Source organism: Fundidesulfovibrio soli (genome assembly GCF_022808695.1).
GTDB lineage: Bacteria > Desulfobacterota > Desulfovibrionia > Desulfovibrionales > Desulfovibrionaceae > Fundidesulfovibrio > Fundidesulfovibrio soli.
In genome coordinates, this window is record NZ_JAKZKW010000031.1 from 1 (window position 1) to 20,624 (window position 20,624).

General features: G+C 68.1%; 15 protein-coding genes. 6 read left to right on the forward strand and 9 right to left on the reverse strand.

Annotation, left to right across the window (positions count from 1 at the left end; all coding sequences use genetic code 11):
- Positions 1-297: 297 nt before the first annotated feature.
- From MLE18_RS17190 to MLE18_RS17200, 3 genes are all read right to left on the reverse strand, one after another.
- Entirely contained in the window at positions 298-1,557 is a 1,260-nt protein-coding gene (locus tag MLE18_RS17190) for a Y-family DNA polymerase (protein WP_336605595.1), read from the reverse strand.
- Complete coding sequence (locus MLE18_RS17195; protein ID WP_243440036.1) at positions 1,542-1,973, reverse strand: LexA family protein; 432 nt, start codon at positions 1,971-1,973, stop codon at positions 1,542-1,544. Before MLE18_RS17195 ends, MLE18_RS17190 begins: the two co-directional genes overlap by 16 nt.
- Positions 1,974-2,042: 69 nt before the next feature.
- Positions 2,043-4,067 (reverse strand): diguanylate cyclase domain-containing protein, encoded by a 2,025-nt coding sequence (locus MLE18_RS17200; protein WP_243440037.1) that lies wholly within the window; start codon positions 4,065-4,067, stop codon positions 2,043-2,045.
- A gap of 114 nt (positions 4,068-4,181) precedes the next feature.
- Here MLE18_RS17200 and MLE18_RS17205 point away from each other — a divergent pair, with 114 nt between their 5' ends.
- On the forward strand, positions 4,182-6,239 hold the full coding sequence (locus tag MLE18_RS17205; protein ID WP_243440038.1) for a thioredoxin domain-containing protein: 2,058 nt from the start codon (positions 4,182-4,184) through the stop codon (positions 6,237-6,239).
- A gap of 97 nt (positions 6,240-6,336) precedes the next feature.
- Here the strand turns inward: MLE18_RS17205 and MLE18_RS17210 are convergent, their stop codons facing one another.
- Positions 6,337-8,517 carry a glutamine synthetase III family protein gene (locus MLE18_RS17210; protein ID WP_243440039.1) on the reverse strand — a complete coding sequence of 727 codons (2,181 nt, stop codon included), beginning with the start codon at positions 8,515-8,517 and terminating at the stop codon, positions 6,337-6,339.
- A 613-nt stretch (positions 8,518-9,130) separates the two neighbouring features.
- On the opposite strand from MLE18_RS17210, the gene MLE18_RS17215 reads away from it, so the two are divergent.
- Entirely contained in the window at positions 9,131-9,763 is a 633-nt protein-coding gene (locus tag MLE18_RS17215) for a YkgJ family cysteine cluster protein (RefSeq protein WP_243440040.1), read from the forward strand.
- A 95-nt stretch (positions 9,764-9,858) separates the two neighbouring features.
- Here the strand turns inward: MLE18_RS17215 and MLE18_RS17220 are convergent, their stop codons facing one another.
- The 5 genes from MLE18_RS17220 to MLE18_RS17240 form a co-directional block, all read right to left on the reverse strand.
- Positions 9,859-10,986, reverse strand: a complete 1,128-nt coding sequence (locus MLE18_RS17220; protein ID WP_243440041.1) for an acyltransferase family protein — start codon at positions 10,984-10,986, stop codon at positions 9,859-9,861.
- Positions 10,983-12,545 carry a sialidase family protein gene (locus MLE18_RS17225; RefSeq protein ID WP_243440042.1) on the reverse strand — a complete coding sequence of 521 codons (1,563 nt, stop codon included), beginning with the start codon at positions 12,543-12,545 and terminating at the stop codon, positions 10,983-10,985. Before MLE18_RS17225 ends, MLE18_RS17220 begins: the two co-directional genes overlap by 4 nt.
- Positions 12,546-12,611: 66 nt before the next feature.
- On the reverse strand, positions 12,612-13,757 hold the full coding sequence (locus MLE18_RS17230) for a histidine kinase dimerization/phosphoacceptor domain -containing protein (RefSeq protein WP_243440043.1): 1,146 nt from the start codon (positions 13,755-13,757) through the stop codon (positions 12,612-12,614).
- A 15-nt stretch (positions 13,758-13,772) separates the two neighbouring features.
- Entirely contained in the window at positions 13,773-14,897 is a 1,125-nt protein-coding gene (locus tag MLE18_RS17235; protein WP_243440044.1) for a hypothetical protein, read from the reverse strand.
- Positions 14,898-15,027: 130 nt separating this feature from the next.
- Positions 15,028-15,669 (reverse strand): C40 family peptidase, encoded by a 642-nt coding sequence (locus tag MLE18_RS17240; RefSeq protein ID WP_243440045.1) that lies wholly within the window; start codon positions 15,667-15,669, stop codon positions 15,028-15,030.
- Between the two features lie 401 nt (positions 15,670-16,070).
- On the opposite strand from MLE18_RS17240, the gene MLE18_RS17245 reads away from it, so the two are divergent.
- From MLE18_RS17245 to lipA, 4 genes are read left to right on the forward strand one after another with little or no spacing between them, the layout of a single operon-like run.
- A complete protein-coding gene (locus MLE18_RS17245) occupies positions 16,071-17,618 on the forward strand; it encodes an ASKHA domain-containing protein (RefSeq protein ID WP_243440046.1) in 1,548 nt (515 codons plus the stop codon).
- Positions 17,608-19,074: a small ribosomal subunit Rsm22 family protein gene (locus MLE18_RS17250; RefSeq protein ID WP_243440047.1), complete on the forward strand. Its 1,467-nt coding sequence runs from the start codon at positions 17,608-17,610 to the stop codon at positions 19,072-19,074. Before MLE18_RS17245 ends, MLE18_RS17250 begins: the two co-directional genes overlap by 11 nt.
- Positions 19,074-19,715, forward strand: coding sequence for a lipoyl(octanoyl) transferase LipB (gene lipB, locus MLE18_RS17255; protein ID WP_243440048.1), 642 nt, complete (start codon positions 19,074-19,076; stop codon positions 19,713-19,715). The genes MLE18_RS17250 and lipB overlap by 1 nt, the downstream gene beginning before the upstream one ends.
- Entirely contained in the window at positions 19,675-20,586 is a 912-nt protein-coding gene (lipA, locus tag MLE18_RS17260; RefSeq protein ID WP_243440049.1) for a lipoyl synthase, read from the forward strand. Before lipB ends, lipA begins: the two co-directional genes overlap by 41 nt.
- Positions 20,587-20,624 lie beyond the last annotated feature (38 nt).

Here is a 20,624-nt window from a genome sequence, read left to right on the forward strand (position 1 = left end):
GGGGAGGCCCGATATATTTGAAGAATATCTGGACTCCCCGCCCGGAGCAGCCCCCACCAGGAGACGGCGCGGTTCATGGCGGAAACTCGTCTAAAGTCTCTCACAGGCTGTGCGAAGGGGCGATCGAGCGGGGCCATCAGGCCGTTTCAAGCTCAAACCCGTCCCCAACTCATCACACTTTGGGATGGTGTCCCTTCGAGTGAAATACTCCCAGGCCAGCCGCGAAGCCGAAAGGGATTCCAAAGGGAGGAACTCCCTTTGGCCGCCGGAGGCATATTTCTTTTCCCATCTCATCTCTTACGCCCTGGCCACGGGAAGCTCCTCCCAGACTGTTGTGTAGCGGGGCGAGCGCCTCCCCTGGCGCATCCTCCAGGTGCGCTCCACGCCGCAGGCCGCCGAAAACAGCGTGTCCCGGCCCCAGCGGGCGTTGACCCGGTCCAGGGCGGCCATGAGCCTGCCGCCGCGCTCGTCCGGGGCGTGCAGCAGCGAGAGCTGCGCGCCCTGCGCGGGCTCGATGCCGCAGAGCATGACCCCGGCCTTCTTGTAGCGGAAGCCGGGGCGGAAGATGCGCTCCAGCACGGCCGCGCCCTGGGCGATCAGGCGCGGGGTGGCGTCGGTGGGCGGGTCCAGGGCCTGGCTCTGGGAGGCGCTGTACTGGGGCTCGCCCTCGATGAAGGTGTTGGTCTGCACGAAGACCAGGATGGAGGCGGCGCGGCTCTTCTGGGCGCGCAGCTTCTCGGCCGCGCGGGAGATATACTGCCCCAGGGCCTCGCGCAGGTGCTCCAGGCTGGTGACGGGCCGCCCGAAGGAGCGCGAGGAGACGATGCTCTGCTTGGGCTTGGGGGCCAGCTCCAGGGGCAGGCAGGGGGTGCCGTGCAGCTCCAGCCAGGTGTGCAGGCCGCCCACGGTCATGGTCTTGCGTACGAACTCGCGGGGCAGGGCCATGAAGTCCAGGGCGGTGCGCACCCCGCGCTCGCGCAGGCGGCGGCCGTGGCGCGGGCCTATCCCCCAGACGTCCTCCACGTCCAGGCGGGCCAGCAGCTCCCGCCGGGCTTCGCCCTCGGGCAGGACGAGCACGCCGCGCATGGAGGGGTCCTTCTTGGCCAGGCGGTTGGCGGCCTTGGCCAGGGTCTTGGTGGGGGCCACGCCGATGGAGACCGGGATGCCCGTGTCGCGGCGCACGCGCTCGCGGATCATCCGGGCGTAGGGCTCGGGGCCGCCGGGCAGACCGTCCAGTTCCAGGAATGCCTCGTCGATGGAGTAGACCTCCATGCGCGGCGCCAGCGCCCCGGCGGTGGCCATCACCCGCGCGGACATGTCGCCGTAGAGGGTGTAGTTGGAGGAGAACACCGCCACCCCGGCCCGGGCGCAGCGCTCCCGGCACTTGAACTCCGGCTCGCCCATGCGAATGCCCAGGTCCTTGGCCTCCTGGGAGCGGGCGATGACGCAGCCGTCGTTGTTGGAGAGCACCACCACGGGCCGCCTGGCCAGGGCCGGGTCGAAGGCGCGCTCGCAGGAGGCGTAGAAGTTGTTGCAGTCCATCAGCGCGAAGAGCACGGCCCGCCCCCCCCGGCCGCCGCGAGGCGGTGGATGACGTGGGTGGCCACGCCCCAGATCTCCACGGCGTTCTCCTCGTTCAGGGGGATGGGGGTGAAGTCCGGGTTCTCGGGGGCCAGCACCAGCAGGCGGCCCAGGCGCTTGAGGCGCTTCACCGTGAGCTCCCCATGCACGGCGGCCACCACCACGTGGCCGGGCCTGGGCTCCACGGAGCGGTCCACCACCAGCAGGTCGCCCGAGGCGATGCCCGCGCCGCGCATGGAGTCCCCCTGAACGCGGATGAAGTAGGTGGCGGCCGGGTTGCGGACCAGGTGCTCGTTCAAGTCCAGGCGCTGGTCCAGGTAGTCCTCGGCGGGGGAGGGGAACCCGGCCGGGGCCGTGGCCAGGGGCAGCGGGAGCGGCGTATGTTCTTGCATGACGTTGTGTATAGTCTTGCAATACACAAATGGCAAGTGTGAGCGCACACCGTGCGGCGCGGGAGGCTCCTACTGCTCGGGATGGTCGTAGGCGTTGCTGGCGGTGGAGGCGTCGGCGAACCAGAAGTTGTTCTTGCCGCGCCCCTTGGCCCGGTACATGGCGGTGTCGGCGTGGTTGAGCAACTGGTTGGCTGTGGAGCCGTCCTGGGGGGATATGGCGATGCCGATGCTCGCGCCCACGCGCACAGTTGTCCCGCCGATCTCGAAGGGTTCGGCGGCCGCCTCCAGCATGCGCGTGGCGATGGCAGCGGCCTCGTCGGGCCGGACCAGGTCGATGAGCACGGCCACGAACTCGTCGCCGGAGTAGCGGGCCAGGGTGTCGTTGGCGCGCAGGCAGGCGCCCAGGCGGCGGGCCATGCGGCGCAGCAGTTCGTCGCCCGCCACGTGCCCGTGGGTGTCGTTGACGCGCTTGAACTCGTCGAGGTCCAGGAAGAGCACGCCCACCTTGGTCTGGTTGCGCTCCGCGGTGGCGATGGCCTGCTCCAGGCGGTCGGCAAGCAGCAGGCGGTTGGGCAGGCCGGTGAGCCCGTCGTGGAAGGCCAGCTCGCGGATGCGCTCCTCGCTGCGGGTCTTTTCCGTCACGTCGGTGATCACGAGCAGGTATCCCTTGCCGCCCCGCCGCCCCGCCACTGGGCTGAAGTTGAGCTCGTAGAGGCCCTGCTGCCTGGGCAGGACGGTGGTCAGCCGGATGCGCCCGGAGTCGCGCAGGATCTCCATGCCGGGCCAGTCCTCCGGGACGGCGGCGCCGCCCGCGAGGACATCCCGCCAGTGCTTGGAGACGATATCGCGCAGAGGGAGCCGGAAGAGGTCCTCGGTGACGCGGTTGACCCGCAGCACGCGGCCGTTGGCGTCGAGCACCAGGAGCGCCTCCTGCACGGAGTTGAAGGTGCGCTCCCAGTCCTCGGCGGCGCCGCGCAGGGAGGCCAGGGTCTGCTTGAGGCGCACCGAGAGATGGAAGAAGGCCCGGGCCAGCTTTCCGATCTCGTCGTTGGAGCGCATCTTGCGCAGGGCGTCCAAGGCGCTGGAGGCGAAGGGGCGGGTGAGCGCGCCGCCGGGTTTTTGCAGATCCTGGCTGATGATCTGGGCGGCCGCCTCCAGGGCCTCCAGCGGCCGGGCAATGCGGCGCATGGCCAGCAGCCCCGCCGGGATCACCAGGGCCAGCACGGCGATGAAGAAGACGCCCACCGCGACCAGGGCTTCGTCGAGGTTCGCGAAGGCCTCCTTGACGCCCACCTGGGCCAGCACGTGCCAACCCAACTCCGGCACCTTGCGGGAGGCGATGAGCATATCGACGCCTTTGCTGTTGACCGTCTCCCCCACGCCCTCGTAGCCCTGGAGCACCTTGTCCAGGAACAGGTTCTGCCCGAGGCTCAGGGATGTGAATATCCTGCCGCGCTCCGGGTGCATCAGGAACTGGCCGGAGGCGCTGACCACGTAGACGTAGCCGCCCTTGCTCATCCTGCGCCCGCCCTCGCTCAGCGCGTGGGGGGAGAAAAGGTTCAGCGAAGCGCAGACCAGGCCCAGCAGCTTGCCGCCGGGGGCGAATACCGGGGCGGCCACGGTCATGACCGGAAGGGCCGTCCGCGCCGAGAGGTAGGGGGGGCTCAGCACGGCGCGGCCGCTGCTGACGGCGCCCTGGTAGTACTCGCGGTAGGCGAAGCTCTCGCCCTCAAGCTCGGGGTGTGCGGGGTAGTCCGCGAGGAAGATTCCTGACGGGCTGAGCAGGAACAGCCCGTTCTCGAACTGGGGAAACAGCCGGAGCTGCAGCCGCAGGTAGGCGCGGAGCCTCTCGATGTCGGAGGCCGCCAGGGCGTCCAGGGGCAGGTTGGCGGCGATGGCCTCCGTGTCGCGGACGCTGCCCTCCATGTATTTGCGGATATCGTTGGCCACGCCTTCGGCTTCCGCCACCAGGCCGTCGAAGACCACTTGCCTCAGGGCCGCCTTTTGGTAATTGAGCAGGAAGAGGCTCGTCCCGGCGACCACCGCCAGAACCAGCCCCGAAAGAAGAAGTGTGGCCTTTGTACGCAGTTTCATAGTATCTCGGGACTCATACTACTCGGTTTCCGGCCGGATTTCCATGGAGAGAAGCCCGCATTTTTTCTTGGCGGCAGGTTTTGTCTCCAACCGTCCGCCAAGCAAGGAGGCCTCATGTCCCGCCGCGCCAACGCGCTCATCACGGAAAAAAGCCCCTACCTGCTCCAGCACGCCCACAACCCCGTGGATTGGCGGCCCTGGGGCCCGGAAGCCTTCGCCACGGCACGGGCGGAGAACAAACCGCTGTTCCTCTCCATCGGCTACTCCACCTGCCACTGGTGTCATGTGATGGAGCGCGAGTGCTTCGAGGACGAGGACGTGGCGGCGCTGCTCAACAGCGTGGCCGTGCCCGTGAAGATCGACCGGGAAGAGCGCCCCGACCTGGACGCCGTGTACATGAAAGCCTGCCAGATGATGACGGGCGCGGGCGGCTGGCCGCTCTCCGTGTTCATTGACCACCAGGGGCGGCCGTTCTTCGCGGCCACGTTCATCCCGAAGGCCTCGCGCTTCGGGCGCATGGGCATGATGGAGCTGCTGCCCGCCCTGGCAAACGTCTGGAACACCCGGCCGGAGGAAGTGGAGCGGGCCGCGGGCAACGTGCACCAGGCCCTGCTGCGCCTGGGCGAGGAAAAACCCGAGGGGGCGGGTGCGCTGGCGGAACCGGACTCCGCCCTGCTGGACGCCGCCTTCGACCAACTGGCGCTGCGCTTCGATCAGAAGAACGGCGGGTTCGGGGACGCGCCCAAGTTCCCCTCGCCCCACCAGCTGCTCTTCCTGCTGCGCCGCCACGCCCGCAAGGAGGACCGCGCCGCCCTGGGCATGGTGCTGCGCACCCTGACTGCCATGCGCCTGGGAGGCGTGTTCGACCAGGTGGGCCTGGGCTTCCACCGCTACTCCACGGACGCCCACTGGCTGCTGCCCCACTTCGAGAAGATGCTCTACGACCAGGCCATGATGCTTATGGCTTGCGCCGAAGCCTTCGATGCCTCCCGCGACCCGCTGGCGGAGCGCACCGCCAGGGAAGTGATTCGCTATGTGCTGCGCGACATGACAAGCCCCGAGGGGGCCTTCTACAGCGCCGAGGACGCAGACAGCGAAGGCGAGGAGGGCAAGTTCTACGTCTGGACCGTGGTCGAGATCCGGGAGCTGCTGTCCCCGGAGGACGCCTCTCTGTTCATCCGACTGATGAACCTGCGGCCGGAGGGCAACTTCGCCGACGAGGCCAGCGGCGAGCTCACCGGGGCCAACATACCGCATCTCCGGGAGTGGCCGGCTCCCGAGGACGAGCGCCGTCTGGAGGCCATCCGCGAGGTTCTCTTCGCCCAGCGGGAGAAACGCGTGCACCCCCACAAGGACGACAAGGTGCTCACGGACTGGAACGGCCTGATGATCGCCGCCCTGGCCCAGGCCGGGCGCATCCTGTCGGACCCTGAACCGGTGGAGGCCGCCTCCCGCGCGGCGGACTTCATCCTGGCCCGGCTGCGCACGCCCGAGGGCAGGCTGCTGCACCGCTACCGCGACGGCGACGCGGCCATCGCCGCCACCCTGGACGACTACGCCTTCCTGATCTGGGGGCTCACCGAGCTGCACCAGTCCACCGGCGACCCCGTCTGGCTGGAGGCCTCCCTGGAACTGGCCGGGATCATGATCCGGGACTTCGAGGACGCGGAGAACGGCGGCTTCTACCTGACGGCATCGGACGCCGAGGAGCTGCTGGTGCGCCACAAGGATTTCGTGGACGCGGCCCTGCCCTCCGGCAACTCGGCGGCCATGCTGGTTCTGCTGCGGCTCTCGCGCCTGTGCGGCAGGCACGAGCTGGCAGAACACGCCGCCCGCACGGCCCGGGCGGCCGGCGCCTCGCTTCGCACCTACGCCTCGGGCTACACCATGCTGCTCTGCGGCCTGGACATGGCCCTCGGGCGCAGCGCGGACGTGGTGCTTTCCGGCCCCACGCCCGAGAGCCTGGAGCCCTTCCGGCAGGCGCTGCGCGCAAGCCGTCTGCCGGACACGCTCGTCCTGGAGCGGCCCGCGGACGGCCTCGGGGAGCTGGCCCCGTATACCGCCATGATGACGCCCAAGGACGGCAAGGCCACGGCCTACGTCTGCGTGGGCGGCGTGTGCCAGCCCGCCGTGACGGACCCGGAGGCCATGCTGCGCCTTCTCAAGAGCTGAGCGCCGCCATCCCCGTTTCGCCCTATCCGCCACGAAAAAGGCCGCCCCCTCGCGGGGGCGGCCTTGTCTTGTCCGGTCGCTGTATCCGTGGCGGAGCCTAGCGGATGAACAGCATCTCCTGGTAGCTGGGCAGGGGCCACAGGTCGTCGGCGACCACGGCTTCCAGGGCGTCGGCGTAGCCGCGCACGGCCAGCATGGCGGGCAGCACCTTGTCGCACATGAACTTGGCGTGGGCCAGGGTGTCGCCGCCTTCGTGGCCGATGAGCTTCTCCAGCTTGTCCACTTCAGCCTGCATGGAGCGCAGCTTGGTGGTGACGTCCTCCAGGGAGGCCATCTTGAAGTCGTGCCCGATGGCCTTGAGGCTGGCGCAGGTGTCGGCCAGCTGGCCCTGGTAGCGCATGGCGGCCGGGAAGATCACGGTGCGGGCCATGCGGATGACCAGGTTGGCCTCGGTGAGGACGGTCTTCACGTACTGCTCCAGGTAGATCTCCTGGCGGGACTTCACTTCGGCCTCGGAGAGGATGTTGTACTTGGTGAAGAGGTCCAGGACTTCCTTGGTGGTCAGCACGGGCAGGGCGTCCGGGGTGGTCTTCAGGTTGGGCAGGCCGCGCTTGGCCGCTTCCTGATGCCAGGCGTCGGAGTAGCCGTCGCCGTTGAAGATGACCGCGTCGTGCTCCTTCATGATCTTCTGCAGCAGCTTCTGCACACCCTCGTTGAACTGGGTCTTGTTGACCTTGCCCAGCTTCTCGAGCTCCGTGGCGATGTAGTCCAGGGATTCGGCCATCATGGCGTTCAGGGCCACCTGGGCGCCGGCGATGGAGTGGGAGGAGCCCACGGCGCGGAACTCGAAGCGGTTGCCGGTGAAGGCGAAGGGGCTGGTGCGGTTGCGGTCGCCCGGATCCATGGGCAGCGGGGGCAGGGTGTCCACGCCGATGTGCATGAGGCCCTTCTGCTTGGAGCCCTTCACTTCGCCCTTCTTGATCTGCTCGAACACGTCGGTCAGCTGCTCGCCCAGGTAGGCGCTCATGATGGCCGGCGGGGCCTCGTTGGCGCCCAGGCGATGGTCGTTGGAGGCGGAGGCAACGGTGGCGCGCAACAGGGCGCCGTACTTGTGCAGGGCGCGGATGGCGGCGGCGCAGAACACCAGGAACTGGGCGTTGGAGTGCGGGGTGTCGCCCGGATCGAAGAGGCTGCCCAGCTCGGCGTTGCCGATGGAGTAGTTCAGGTGCTTGCCCGAGCCGTTGATGCCCGCGAAAGGCTTCTCGTGCAGCAGGCAGATCATGCCGTAGCGCTTGGCCACGGTGCGCAGGGTGGTCATGACCATCTGGTTGTGGTCGGTGGCCAGGTTGCCCTGCTCATAGATGGGGGCGATCTCGAACTGGCTGGGGGCCACTTCGTTGTGGCGGGTCTTGACCGGGATGCCCAGCTTGAACAGCTCGCGCTCGACTTCCATCATGAAGGAGAGCACGCGGCGGGGGATCACGCCGAAGTACTGGTCCTCGAACTCCTGGCCCTTGGCCGAGGGGGCGCCGAACAGGGAGCGGCCGGCGATCAGCAGGTCCGGGCGGGAGAACACGAAGTTGCGGTCGATCAGGAAGTATTCCTGCTCGGGGCCGGCGTAGGAGACCACGGGCAGCTTGGGGTTGACGCCGAACAGCTTCAGCACGCGCTTGGCCTGCTTGTTCAGGGCCTGGTTGGAGCGCAGCAGCGGGGTCTTCTTGTCCAGGGCCTCGCCGGTCCAGGAGACGAACGCGGTGGGGATGCACAGGAAGGTGCCGTTGGGGTTCTCCAGGATGTAGGCCGGGCTGGTCACGTCCCAGGCGGTGTAGCCGCGGGCTTCGAAGGTGGCGCGCAGGCCGCCGGAGGGAAAGCTGGAGGCGTCGGGCTCGCCCTGGATGAGCATCTTGCCGGAGAACTCGGCCACCGCGCTTCCGTCACCTTCGGGAACCAGGAAGGCGTCGTGCTTCTCGGCGGTGAGGCCGGTCAGGGGGTAGAACACGTGGGTGAAGTGGGTGGCGCCCTTCTCGATGGCCCAGTCCTTCATGGCGTTGGCCACGATGTCGGCCACGGAGGGGTCCAGCTTCTCGCCCAGCTGGATGGTCTTCTTCAGGGACTTGTAGACCGCCTTGGGCAGGCGCTCCTTCATGACCTTGTCGTTGAAGACGTTGCTGCCAAAAATGTCGGTGGGCTTGGTCTCGTGGAAGTTGAGGGGGGCGTTGGCCGGTTTGTAGTTGATGATCGCCGAGATGGCGTTCAAACGTGCCTGGATTCCACTCATAGGGTGCTCTCCATTTTTAAAAGGCGATTGACACGGTTGGTTGATCGGGCAGGCCAGCGGGGGCCGGGCCGGTCCGCGCGTCCGGCCGGTGCGGCTGTTCGAGCCGTGTGCGGCCTGCGGGCGCAAAGTTTCCTGAAACTCCGGCGGAAGGCGGGGCCTCTACTCCAGTGCCCGTGGGAGGCGGAATCCTTCCTGTTCCTTGGGCTTTCCCGGATTTTGGCGGCCTGCGTTCCGGCTTCATTTTCAATAATGTAAAATAAACCCCGGACAATGTAAAGGTGACAAAATGAGAATCGTGGCTTTTATCGCCGCAAAAAGTGGGTGCGGAGGGTCTCGGAGGTGGTCGCCGGGAGGGAATTGCCGCTTCAGAGGGGCTTCGAAGGGCCTGCGGATGGCTCGCGAGGAGGCTTCGGCCTGAAGCGGCCTTGTTTCCCACCCCCTCTTTCCGGCCCATCTTACGACCACTCGGGGTGGGTTTGCCGCCACTTCCGAGTGTTTCAAAAACGTCATGCTTTTGCCGGGTTGGGCCTGCATTCAGCCGGCAGCCTGGAACGAAGATTGCTTCAACCCTGTTGCGAGCCCGTTTGCATGGACGGGAACAGGAGGAATCATAATGGGTTGCGGAACTACCGCCAAGGCCTTGACGTTTTCCTGGATGGGAAGCCTGATCAAGGCCCAGGCCATGCTGGAGGCAGGTGTGCGCCTGAGCTTGCGTCAGGAGTCGCTGCTGCGCGGCAGCCAGCCTGCGTGCAGGAAGCGCTGCAGCGCCTGCTGCGAAAGCCCCGTGCACCGCGCCACGGACCTGGAAGTGGCCGGCGCCGTCTGGCACCTGACCGGGGCCAATCCCCCGGGGAGCAAGGCCGTGCTGGCCCGCCTGGCCGAAGGCGGGGGCCAGGGGTGCCCCTTCCTGCACGAGGGGGCCTGCTCGGTGTACCCCATGCGCTTCCTGTCCTGCCGCCAGTTGGTGGTCTTCGGCCGCGCCTGCGCCCCCGGGGAGGACCCGTCCCGCACCCGCCGGGGGGACATGCTCACCCTTATGCGCCGGCACGCCCTGAAGGGCTATGCGCTGCTGCTCCCGCACATGGGCGTCGAGCCCGACCTGCAGGATCCCCTGGCCCTGGAGGCGCAGGTGTTCGAGGCCACGCGCCCGGCTTGCTCCCTGCGCGTGCCCGACCCCCGCGCGTTCCTGGCCGGTATGGACGCGGCCGCCTCGCAGGCGGCGCTCAAGGCCGCCCGCGCCGCCTAGCCTGGCGTCGCAGGATTTGGGGTATGTTCCATAACAGCCTGGGATAGATATTTAAGTCCTTGGAGAACACGGGCATGTTCTCCAAGGACTCCACTCTAGCCGATCACTTCGTTGATGCGCGCCACGGCCTTGTCCGTGATCATGGCCACCAGCACGGAGGCCAGCCCGCACACGCCCGTCAGAAATATGAACGCCGGGAAGGGCTCCATCTGGGGCCGCACCCACTCCGAAGCGTAGGCCAGGATGGGCTGGTGCATCAGGTAGATGCTGTAGGAAAGACCCGCGTACGCGCTCACGGGCTTCCACACGCCCAGGCTGTCCATGCTGTCCATGAAGAAGATCGCCGCCCCGCCGCAGAACACCACCGCCAGCCAGTACAGGTGCGTCACCAGCAGCACCGGTCCGGGGATGCCCACCAGCCAGCCCCAGCCCACCAGCAGCGCGAAGCCGGCCACGGCCAGGCGCCGCATGCGCTTGAAGGCAACGCCCACGCTCAGGCCCTGCGAGAGCACGGGGTTGGCCACAGGGTCCCGCCAGAGGGCGCAGAGGTACATGCCCAGGGCGAACTCGCCCAGGCGGTAGGGCAGGTTGAAGTAGAACAAGTAGTTGCACATGGCGAAGGTGGAGCCGGGCATCAGCTTGGCCAGCACCTCCAACAAGGCCCACAGGCCCCAGCAGCCGCCGCACAGCAGCAGGGCCGCCTTCTTGGGGCCGAACTTCGTGAACAGCCTCCAGAGCAGGGGGTAGGCCAGGTAGAACTGCGCCAGCAGGCCCATCCACCAGTAGGCGGGCACGATGTCGAAGAACACGGCGGGGTTCAGCGTGTGCACGAACAGCGCGTGCTGCACGAAGGAGCTCAGCAGGGCCGCGCCGCCTTTGCCCGCGATGATGGCCACCAGCGTCCAGAACACCAACCCGATGTAGTAGTTCGGGCAGATGCGCAGCAGGCGGTGGCGCATGAACTGGAAGTAGGAGGGCATGGGCCGCCCGGCCGGACCCGCGAAGGGCAGGGTGAGCACGAAGCCAGTGACGATGTTGAACAGGATCACGCCCATCCAGCCCTGGCTGAGCAGCACGCCGAACCAGGAGCCGAAGGGGTTCTCGGTGCCCGCCTTGGGAACGTCGGACCAGAGGTGGTAAAGGAAGATGCCTGTTACGGCCAGGGCGCGCATGACCTCGATCTGGCCCAGGGTCTTGCGCTTGGCGGGTGCTTCACTGCTCATGGTCCCTCTCTCGGCGGTTGGGGGGTGAAATCGGAATCCTCAAGCCATGTTCCGCGGATGTGGCAGCTGCGGCCCGGCTCGTACCCGGGCTCGGCGCTGGCCGCGTGATGGTAGGCGCAGAAATAGCGGCCGTCGGGCAGAGCGGTCCATCCCGAGTAGCCGTAATCCCCGAAGTTGGCCTCGCGGTCGTTGGCCATCTCAAGCACCCTGGCCTGGGCCCAGGCGTCCGGGTGGCCCTGGGTGTGCTCCCAGCTCCAGGTGTAATCACGCTCGTAACGCGGTTCCGTGACGCTCAGGGACAGGCTGCGCCAGAAGTGCCGCCCGCCGTTGTGCTCGCGGGTGTTGGCGTTGCCGACAAGGATGGGCCTGGCCTCGGCGCGGCGGGAGTCCACGGGGTAGGTCCCGGCGTGTTCTCCGTTCACCTCGGCCCGGACCTCGCCCGGGGAGTGGCGCAGCGTCAGCCGCACCGGCTTCCCGCGCTCAAGGGCGGTGGGTGCGGCGTCAGGCGCGGGGGGCAGCAGGGCTTCGGGCGTCAGCCGCCACCAGCCGCAGAAATACAGGGCGCAGGCGTTCTGCTGCGCGGATTCCACCAGCACTTCCGCCGAGAGGGTGGCGCGGGCGCGCTCCGGGTCGGTCATGGGCCGCAGGCAGTAGCGCAGGCAGGACTCGCGCCCGGCCTCGTTCTCCACCAGCAAACCCTGCGGGGTCGGTCGCGGGTTGTCCGTGTCCGGGTGCAGGCCGTGCACGGCGTAGTCCGTGTCGAGTTCCTCCAGGGAGCCCATCCAGGCGGCGGTGCCCCCGTCGGGAGCCACGTTGCGGTACGTGACCAGCAGCCGCCCGGAGGGCGTGAGGCCGATGCAGGGCCGGTGCCCGATGAGGGGCGTGGGCCGGGGCGGCGTCCAGGAGACGCCCTCGTCGTCACTCGTGCAGATGTACATGGGCTCATGCACGAAGGAGTTCTCGCGCAGGATGGCCAGCAGCCTGCCGTCCTCCAGGCGTGTCATGGAGGCCTCGCAGAGCACGAGGTTGGGGTCGAAGACCATGACGGAGTATGGCTGCCACGCCCCGCCCTGGTTGCGCGAGGCGTAGACCATCTGCATGGAGGGGGCCTGCCGGATCTTCGGGGGGGCCGATTCGCCCTGATGGGTGTGGCCGGTGGTCAGATAGAGGTCCGGCCGCAGGGGCAGCACGCGATCCGGGATGGGGATGTAGCTGCCCGCGCAGGACTGGCGCAGGAAGATGGCCCCGTCGTCCATGCTCACGAAGGTGCTCTGGGACTGGTCGTCGATGATCATCAGCTTGCCGCCGGGCAGCCGGGTCATGCGCGGGCAGTGGCCCACGCCGGGCACCAGGTAGCGGGGCTTGGTCCAGGTGCGGCCCAGGTCGTGGCTGGTGCAGTTGAGCAGGTCGAAGCGGGTGGCCACGTGCTGGTCGCCCTGGCGGTAGACGCAGACAAGGGTGCCCGCGTCCGTGAGGCAAACGTCGGGGAAAGACAGGTACTGTCCGGGCCGCCGGTCGATGGTCACATGGCGGCCGGTGTCGCTGGCGATGCTGGGCATGGAGCCTCCCAGTCCTGGGCTGTGCACGCAAACCGGAAGGATGTCAAAGCTTTCGGGAAACCGGGGTCAGGCTGCGGGAGGCTCGGGGTGGCGGAAGCTCAGCTGGAAGGATGTGCCCGGGTCGAGCCCCGCAACGTGGAGGCTGGCCTTGAGCTGCTGGGTCAGGTTGTACACCAGCTGCAGGCCCAGGGTGTCCACCCGCCCGAGCTGGAAGCCCTGGGGCAGGCCCTTCCCGTTGTCGTCGACACGAAGGTTGATCATCTCCCCCTCGCGGAGCAGCCGCAGGGTGATCACGCCCTCCCCGCGGTCGCTGAAGGCGTGCTTGAGGCAGTTGGAGATCAGCTCGTTCAGGATGAGCCCGCAGGGGATGGCCGTGTCCACTGGCAGGGACACGGGGTCGCAGGCGATGTCCGGCGTGATGGTCAGGCCGGTGTGGCTGTATGTCTGCAGCAGGAAGTGCGTAAGGCGGTCCAGGTAGCTGCCCAGGTCCACGCGGCTCAGGTCCTCGGAGTTGTACAGTTTCTCGTGAACCAGGGCCATGGCCCGGACCCTGGTCTGGCTGTCCAGCAGGCACTCGTTGAGGCGGGGATCGTCGTGACGCAGGGCCTGAAGGGAAAGCAGGCTGGAGACCACCTGCAAATTGTTTTTGACCCTGTGGTGCACTTCCTTGAGGAGCACTTCCTTCTCGTGCAGGGATTTGCGCAGGGCCTCCTCGGCCAGCCGGCGTTCGCGAACCTCCTCGGAGAGGGCCAGGGTGCGTTCCTCCACCAGGGATTCCAGGCGCAGCCGGTAGCGCTCGTTCTCCTGGCGCAGGCGGGAGCGCTCCACGCTGCGTCGCAGCACGTAATGCAGCAGGTCCAGGTCTTCGATGGGCTTGGTCAGAAAGTCCCACGCGCCCAGGCGCAGGGCGGCGATGACGTCGTGGACGTTGCCGGTTCCCGAGATGACGATTACCGGCAGGGTGGGGTGGGACCGGGTGGTCTGGTCCAGCACCTCCAGGCCGCTGACGCCCGGCATGGAGAGGTCGAGCAGCACGGCGTCGAACGGGGTGTGCTCAAGGATTTTAAGGCCCGTGTCGCCGTTGGGGGCAGTCTCGACGGAGTAGCCCACGTCGGAGAGATAGGCGCTGATGCTCTCGCGTATGGACGAATCGTCGTCGATGCAGAGCACGCGCTCAGGGGGCGGCTTCACGGCCTGGGGGGATTCAGTCATGGGGTAACCCGGCGCTCAGGGGTTTGCCTGGGCCGTAAAGTAGGAGGAAGAGTCCCCGACGATCAGATATTTGCCGGGGTGGGACACGGGGCGGCGGTCCTTCTTGAGCAGCCAGGACTCGGGTCGGGTCTTGGCCCACTGCTCGTAGTTGAGGTCCAAAATGGCGTAGGTGTCCAGGAAGTGGTTGAGCGTGTGGGAGATGCGCACGCAACCCTTGGAGTCCGTCCGTCCGAGCCGGGGCTCGCCCTTGTCGGGGTCGGTGGAGTGCATCAGCAGCCGCATCTGGCTCACGGTGTTGCCGCCCTTGTATTTCTTCACGCTCTTCTGGTCGCCGAAGTCCCACACGCGGCTGTCCTTGGCGCCAAGCCCGCGCCAGCCCTCCTGGTTGGGGGTGCCCAGGGCCCTGTAGCCGAAGTTGTCCACCAGGTTCTCGAATACGCCCGTGGGCGTGACGTAGTAGTCTCCGCCCTTTTCGAGGTTCCCCGAGGACATGAGGTCCGCACCGAGGAATTCGATGTGCCGGGCGTCAGAGTCGTAGAAACCCACCAGGACGAACTGGGTCTTGGGGTTTCGGTCGGCGTAGACGAAATATTGCGAACGCTCGAAGGTCATCCCGCGCTGCTTGAGCTGGGCGGACACGTCCTCCCGGACGAAATCGAGGAAGCGCCTGTCCATGCGGGCCAGCCTGTTGCGCCGGTCCTCCAGGGCCTGCTGCACCTTGGGGGCGTTTTTCCAGCCCTTGATGTAGCGGTCCATGCGTTCCATGTTGGGCTGCTGCACGGTGCTGGAGAAAATCCGCCGCATGTCGTCCAGTTCATCCCCGGCGGGAACGGTCGGAGCCTGCTCCACGGAGGCGACGTTCACAGGCTGCTTTGTTGACGCCTGGGCCGCCGGTTGGGCGGTCTGGGCCGGTTTGGCCTGGGGCTGCGGGGCGCTGGTGGCCACCGGGCCAGGCTGATAGGGCTGGGGCACGCGCTGCGGGCCCCCTGTGTAGGCCTGCCTCGGCTTGTCGGGGGCATCCTGCTGGCCGTACGCCACATGCCAGCCCACGGCGAGCGAGACCGGCAGGGCGAGCCCGGCCAGAAAGGTGAGCGTTGTCTTGATGATTTTTTTCGGCTGTATTTTTTTGGGGCTGGCCATGCGCCGAACCCTCACGGCAACTGGATTTCCTGTAAGCATAGACGAATCCGGTTGAAATGAAAAGGGGCGAAAGCCTGCGCTTTCGCCCCCAAGGGCCGGTCAGCCGGACGGAGAGCCCGCCCCGGAAGGCCTAGAACACCCGGCGCGCGCCGGTGTACTTGCGCTCCCAGGTGGGTTCGTCCAGGCTGGAAATCTTGACGGTGTCGCCGGAACTGGAGCTGTGGATGAACTTGTTGTCTTCAAGGTAGATGCCGACGTGGGTGATGCGGTGCTTGTTGCCGAAGAAGACCAGGTCGCCTTTTCGCAGCTGGCTTTTGGCGATCACTTTGCCTTCCTGGAACTGCTCGCGGGAGCTGCGGGGCAGGTTCACGCCGAGCTTGCTGTAGACCCAGGTGGTGAAACCGGAGCAGTCGAACCCGGTGGAGGGCTCTGTGCCGCCGGGGCGGTAGAGCGTGCCGATCTGGCTGAAGGCCAGGGCCAGCAGCCGCTGGTTGGTGGTTGAGCCGCTCATGCTGACGAGATCGAAGGGATTCTTGGTTCCCGCAACGACGCTGGGCACAGGGAGGGTGCAGAACTGGTTGCCGCCCATGCGCAGGAAGGGGGAGGCAGGTTCGAAGCTGGCGGTGATGGATTCGGTGGAGTTTGTGTCGTCGGCGAGGACTTGTTTGCTGGAGTACTGTTTCGATCCGCAGGCGGTTGTGGTGAGTAGGATGGCGACCACAAGCAAGGTGCGGACGCTCATCCAGGGGGCAAGGGGTGTGGTGCAGGGCATCTCTTTCCTCGTCTCCTTTTTTTATTGCCGTTGTAGACAGTGTTTGAAAGTCCGGACCATCTCCCCGGGCGGAGTCCGGTGATCCATTCGTGTCTTCGGCTTCATGCTTTTAAATGCGGCGCCCGTGGGGAACAACTCCGGGAGGTGGGGCGCCTTGCGGGAGGGCTGTTCGCAACAGATCAAGCCCATGACCCCGCGTCAATCGTATCCTGGCTTTCTTCTTAGTCGCGGGCAAAAATAATGTCCAGACTTTTCGCCGATTTTTGACATATTTAGGACAAGTGCCGCTAATCACAAACAAACAGGCGTTGCCAGCGCTTGAAAATGTGATATACGCTTGAAGTTTGACCCGAACGAAAAGTGCTTGCGCTCCGAACCCGGCGGAAGCATCTTCAAGCCCCATGAAAACCTTCTCTGTCCTGCCCGGAAAAGGGCGCTCGCCAGTGACCCTGGTCATTCAGCCAGGGTTCACCCTGGCCCAGGCGCTTTTTGCGGCCGGGGCATACAGGGGCAAGCCCCTGTGCTCCGGCGCTGGCCGCTGCGGGCTGTGCCGGGTGCGCTTCCTGGAAGGGGCGCCCGAGCCCCTGCCGGAGGAAACCCGGCGCCTGCTCCATGACCGCCTGCGCGAAGGCTGGCGGCTGGCCTGCCTGCGGCCTCCCGTGCCCGGCAGCGTGGTGGAGGCCGCCCTGGAGGCGCCGGAGCAGGGCTCAGCCCTGGAGTTGCCCGCAGCCTGCGACGGCGTGCTGGGCGTGGACCTGGGCACCACCTCCGTGCACTGGCGCTTCGAGGGCGCGGGCCAAACTCTTGGCGGGCAGTTTCCCAACCCGCAGCTTGGGGCCGGCTCCGAGGTGATGGCCAGGCTCTCCCTGGCCTCCCTGCCGGGCGGGGCGGAGCGCCTGCGCGAGGCCGTCACTTCATCCATAATGAAGATTGTCCGGGGGCTGCCCTGCACGCCGGTAAAGATATGCCTGGCGGGCAACACCTGCATGACGCTGCTGGCCCTGGGCCTGGACGCCTCCGGCCTGGCCGCCGCGCCCTACCGGGTCGGCTGGCCCGGGGGCGAGCACGCCGAGCTTGACGCGCGCCTGCCCCGGGTCTACATCCCGCCGCTCCCCGCGCCCTTCGTGGGCGGCGACGTGAGCGCCGGGCTTGCCGCATTGGCCTTTTCCCCGGCTCTGGGAGACACCAGGCCCGAGCCCCCCTATCTTTTGGCCGACCTGGGCACCAACGGCGAATTCGCCCTGGAGCTTCCCGGCGGCGAGGTGCTGCTGGCCAGCGTGCCCATGGGGCCCGCGCTGGAAGGCGTGGGCATGGCCCAGGGCATGCTGGCGGGGCCGCACGCGGCGGTCCGCTTCGCTGCAACGCCCGCCGGGCTCGTGCCAGAGGTGCTCGGCGGCGGCGCGGCGCGCGGCGTCTCCGGCACGGGTTACGTGAGCCTGGCCGCCCGGCTGCTGGCCGCGGGCGCGCTGACCCCGGAAGGCCGCTTCGACCGCAAATCCCCCTCGCCCCTGGCCGCGCGTTTTCTGGCCGGACTGAGGGACGATGGCGGCGAGCCCCGGCTGGATGCGGGCGGCGTGAGCCTGTTCGCCTCCGACGTGGAGGCGCTGCTCAAGGTCAAGGCCGCCTTCAACGTGGCGGTGCGCTTCCTTCTGGAGGAGGCCGGGCTCGGCTTCGCGGCCCTGCAGTCCGTCCTGCTGGCCGGAGCCCTGGGCGAGCACGTCTCCCCGCAGGATCTGGAGTCCCTGGGCTTCCTTCCTCCCGGCGGTGCGCTCAAGGTCCGGGCCGTGGGCAACACATCTCTTGAGGGGGCCTGCCTGGCTGCCGCCCGCGAGGACGTGCGGGCCTGGCTGTCTGAGCTGCCCCGCAGGTCCCGGCTGGTGGACGTGGCCGCCCGGCCCGGTTTTCAGGATTCTTTCATCGGTTCCATGAGGTTCACCCATGCAGGCTGACACACAGGGCAGATTGCGCAGCGCGCGCCCCCTCTTCATCCAGGCCCCGCCCGAGCTGGCCGCCGCACTGGAGGACTACCGCCGCGTCCTGCACACGGCGCATCCCCTCAAGCCCAAGCACAGCATGGGGCTCCCCGCCGACGTCAAGCGCCTCTCCCTGGCGCTCACGGCGGAGCGCGGCCCCGGCCCGCAGGCCAACTACCTCTCCAGCCCGGCCAACCTCTCGGCCTACCTCTATTATTTCCTGCCCTGGAACCTCTACCGCGTCTCCCGCCTGCTGCACGGGCTGGCCCTGGATCTGCCTGAGGGCTCCTCCGTGCTGGACCTGGGCTGCGGGCCGCTGACCCTGGTGCAGGCCCTGTGGATCGCCAGGCCGCAGCTGCGCACGCGCAGGCTGCGCTTCGTCTGCCTGGACCAGACCGGCAGCGTCATGCGCGCGGGCAAGGCCCTGTTCGAGGCCCTGGCCGGGGAGGCCGGGCAGGCCTGGAGCATCGAGATGGTCCAGGGCCCGCTGCACAAGGCCCCCCAGGGGCCGTTCCAATTGGTGACGGCGCTCAACGCCCTGAACGAGCTGGCCGGAGGCCGGGGCGAGGAGGGCCGCGACGCCCTGGACCGCGTGGCCGAGGTCCTGACCGGCCGTCTGGCGGCGAACGGGCGGCTGCTCCTGGTGGAGCCGGGCACCCGCCTGGGCGGCGGGCTGCTCTCCCGCCTGCGCGAGGCGCTCATGGAGGAGGGGCTCTACCCCCAGTCCCCCTGCACCCACGACGCCCCCTGCCCCATGCTGGCACCGCGCTGGCGCTCCTGGTGCCATTTCACGTTCCCGGCCGACGGCATCCCGGCCTGGCTGGCGCGTCTCACCGACTACGCCGATCTGGACAAGGACAGGGTCAGCCTTGCCTTCCTGCTCATGTCCGGCGAGCAGCCTCAATATAAGGATGTGAACTCCCGGGTGGTCTCGCACCGTTTCGCGCTTCCCGGCGGGCAGGGGGTCTACGCCTGCGCCGAGGACGGCATCCGGCTGATGACCTTCGTCCAGCCCCCGCGCGGACTGCTCTCCGGCGCGCTGGTGGAGGCCGAGCTGCCCGAATCCCCCATGCGCGACCCCAAGACCGGGGCCCTGGTCTGCCCGCTGGACTCCTCCGCGCCCGGTGAGGTCAGGGGGCAACAGTCTTCCGAGATGCCTGGCGCTCCCGCCCGAGAGACTTCTGAGCGGTCACCCAAGGTTCAGGCGGGCGAACGCAAGCCGCGCGGCGCCGGGGCGCCCGGCCGTCCGCCCGGAGCGGGGCGGTCCGGCCCGGCCAAGTCCGGCCAGGGTAAATCCGCGCCGGGAAAATCGGGTCCGGCAAAATCCGGTCCGGCAAAATCTGGCCCGGCCAAGTCCGGTCCTGCCAAAGCTGGTGCAAGGCGAGCTGGCCCGGGTGGCCCCAAGGGTCCCAAAGGCCCACGGGGCAAGTGATGCGCGTCGTCGACCTGGGAACCATAGGCTTCAGCGAGGCCCTGGCCCTGCAGGAGCCCGCCGTGGAGGAGGTGCTCGCCGGGGGCGAGGAGCGCATCTTCGTGCTGGAGCACCGGCCGGTGGTCACCTTCGGCCGCCACGGCGGAGAGGCCTTCCTTCTGGAGACCCCGGATCAGCTGCGCGCCCGGGGCGTGGATGTGGCCAAGGCCAGCCGGGGCGGCAGCGTGACCTGTCACTTCCCGGGCCAAGCCGTGATCTACCCGGTCATGCGCCTTTCGGGCCGCCCGGGCGGGCTGAAACGCTTCTTCTCCGACCTGGAGCAGGCGGCCATCGATGTGCTGGCGGGCCTTGGCATCGAGGCCGGGCGCAGCGAGGGCCGCCCCGGCGTGTGGACCGGGCCGCGCAAGATAGCCAGCGTGGGCGTGGGCGTGCGCCGCTGGGTCAGCTACCACGGGCTGGCCCTGAACGTGGGGCCGGATATTTCCCTCTTCAATGTGATAACCGCCTGCGGCCTGCCCGGCGTGGAGATGACCTCCGCCGCCCTGGAGCTTGCGCGCGCGGGCCTGCCCGCCGAGCGGGCCGACATCGGGAGCGTCAAGCATGAGCTCGTCCAAGCCTTCCTGCGCCTCGCCAGAGGCTAGCCCCGCCCGGCAGCCGCGCCAGCCGCGTTTGCCCGAGTGGCTCAAGGTCAGCCTCCCGCGCGACCCGGCCTTCGCCAAGACCGCCTCCGTGGTGGCCGGGCAGGAGCTGCACACCGTGTGCAGGCAGGCCCGCTGCCCCAACATCTTCGAGTGCTTCGGCAAGGGCGTGGCCACCTTCCTGATTCTGGGCGGGGTGTGCACGCGCGGCTGCGCCTTCTGCAACATCACCCCGGGCCTCCCGGACCCCGCGGACCCCGAGGAGCCCGGGCGCGTGGCCCTGGCGGCGGCCAAGCTCTCGCTCAAGCACGTGGTCGTAACTTCCGTGACCCGCGACGACCTGCCCGACGGCGGGGCCGCCATCTTCGCCGCCACCATCCGCGCCGTGCGCAGTGAATTGCCCGGAGCCAGCATCGAAGTGCTCATCCCGGACTTCCAGGGGAATGAGGCCGCGCTGCACACCGTGCTGGAGGCCGCTCCCGAAGTGCTCAACCACAACCTTGAGACCGTGCCCGAGCTCTACGCCACGGTGCGGGCCGGGGCCGTGTACGCACGCAGCCTGGAGTTGCTGGCCAGGGCCAAGGCCCACGGCGGCAGGGCGAAGACCAAAAGCGGGCTCATGCTCGGCCTGGGCGAAACCCGCGAGCAGCTCGAGCGCGTGCTGGCCGACCTGGCCCGCGTGGGCTGCGACATGGTCACCGTGGGGCAGTACCTGCGGCCCTCCCGGCGCAACCTGCCCGTGGAGCGCTACGTGCACCCCGACGAGTTCGCCGAGGTGGCCGAGCTGGGCCGGAGCCTGGGCGTCGCGCACATGTACTGCGGCCCGCTGGTGCGCTCCAGCCACGACGCGCGCGCCCTGCTGGAAGGCTGCTGACACCCGGCCTTTCCGTCCGTCCTCTCGCGGTTGCCCGT